This is a genomic window from Cellulomonas septica, assembly GCF_012396155.1.
GTDB lineage: Bacteria > Actinomycetota > Actinomycetes > Actinomycetales > Cellulomonadaceae > Cellulomonas > Cellulomonas septica.
Genome location: NZ_JAAXOY010000840.1, coordinates 1 through 1,253, shown reverse-complemented (window position 1 = coordinate 1,253; position 1,253 = coordinate 1). Strand labels below are relative to the sequence as shown.

The following is a 1,253-nucleotide window of genomic DNA, read 5'->3' as shown; positions in this document are numbered from 1 at the left end:
AACACGAGGACGCCCGAGTCCGCGAGCACGCCCCAGACGACCGCACCGCCGCCGACGACGGCGGACGCGGCGATCGACACGACGAGCGCCCTCCGCTCGTCGGCGTCGCGCGCGTCGCCGTGCGGCGGGTCGGTCACGCCGGGGCTCGGTACGCCGACGCGACCTCCGCGAGCAGCCGCGCGCCAAACCCGGTCGCCCCCTTGGTCCGCCAGGCGTCGTCCTTCTCCGACCGCATGGGCCCGGCGATGTCGAGGTGCGCCCACGGGGTCCCGCCGACCCACTCCGCGAGGAAGAGCGCCGCGGTGATCGCGCCCGCGTACTCCCCGCCGAGGTTCTTGATGTCGGCGACCTCGGAGTCCATCCAGGACCGGTACCGGCGGTCGAGCGGCAGACGCCAGACGCGCTCGTCGGTCGCGTCGGCGGCGTCCTCGACGAGCCCCTGCACGCGGTCGTCGTTGCCGAGCAGCCCCGCGGTGAGCGGCCCGAGAGCCGCGAGGCACGCACCGGTCAGGGTCGCGATGTCCACGATCGCGTCGACCCCGTCCTCCTGCGCGAGCGTGATCGCGTCGGACATCACGAGCCGGCCCTCGGCGTCGGTGTTGACGACCTCGATCGTCCGGCCCGCGCGCGTGACGAGCACGTCGCCCAGCTTGGTCGCCGTCGCGGACGGCATGTTGTCGGTGAGCGCGAGGTACGCGGACACCCGCACGGGCACGCGCAGCTCGCGCAGCACCGTCATCGCGGCGAGCACCGCGCCCGCGCCGGTCATGTCCATCTTCATCGCGGCGTGCATCGCGTTGGTCGGCTTGAGGCTGATGCCGCCCGAGTCGTACGTGATCCCCTTCCCGACGAACCCCAGGTGGCCGGGCTCCGCGTCACCGTCGGGCACGTAGTGCAGGACGACCATGCGCGGTTCTACGGCCGACCCCGCGTTGACCCCGAGCAGCCCGCCGCACCCGAGCCCGACGAGCGCCGCCTTGTCGTGCACGGTGATCTCGAGCCCGGCCTCCGCGGCCAGGCGGCGCGCGACGTCGGCCACGTCGGGTGCCGTGAGGTGCCCGGCCGGCGTGTTCGCGAGGTCGCGGGACACGGCGGCGGCGCGCGCGAGGACGAGGCCGCGGGCGGCACCGTCGCGCGCCGCGGACGCGTCGGCGTCGGGGACCCGCAGGTCGAGGCGCTCGACGGCGACCGTGTCCGGCTCGGTGCGTAGCGGGTCGTACCGGTAGCGCCCGAGCACGACGCCCTCGACGACG

1 protein-coding gene is annotated in these 1,253 nt (G+C 75.0%); it reads right to left on the bottom strand.

The features are described 5' to 3' along the window. Window positions 1-133: 133 nt before the first annotated feature. Window positions 134-1,253 (bottom strand): leucyl aminopeptidase family protein (locus tag HGA02_RS19660; RefSeq protein ID WP_168681089.1); only part of this gene is annotated, 1,120 nt, incomplete at its 5' end.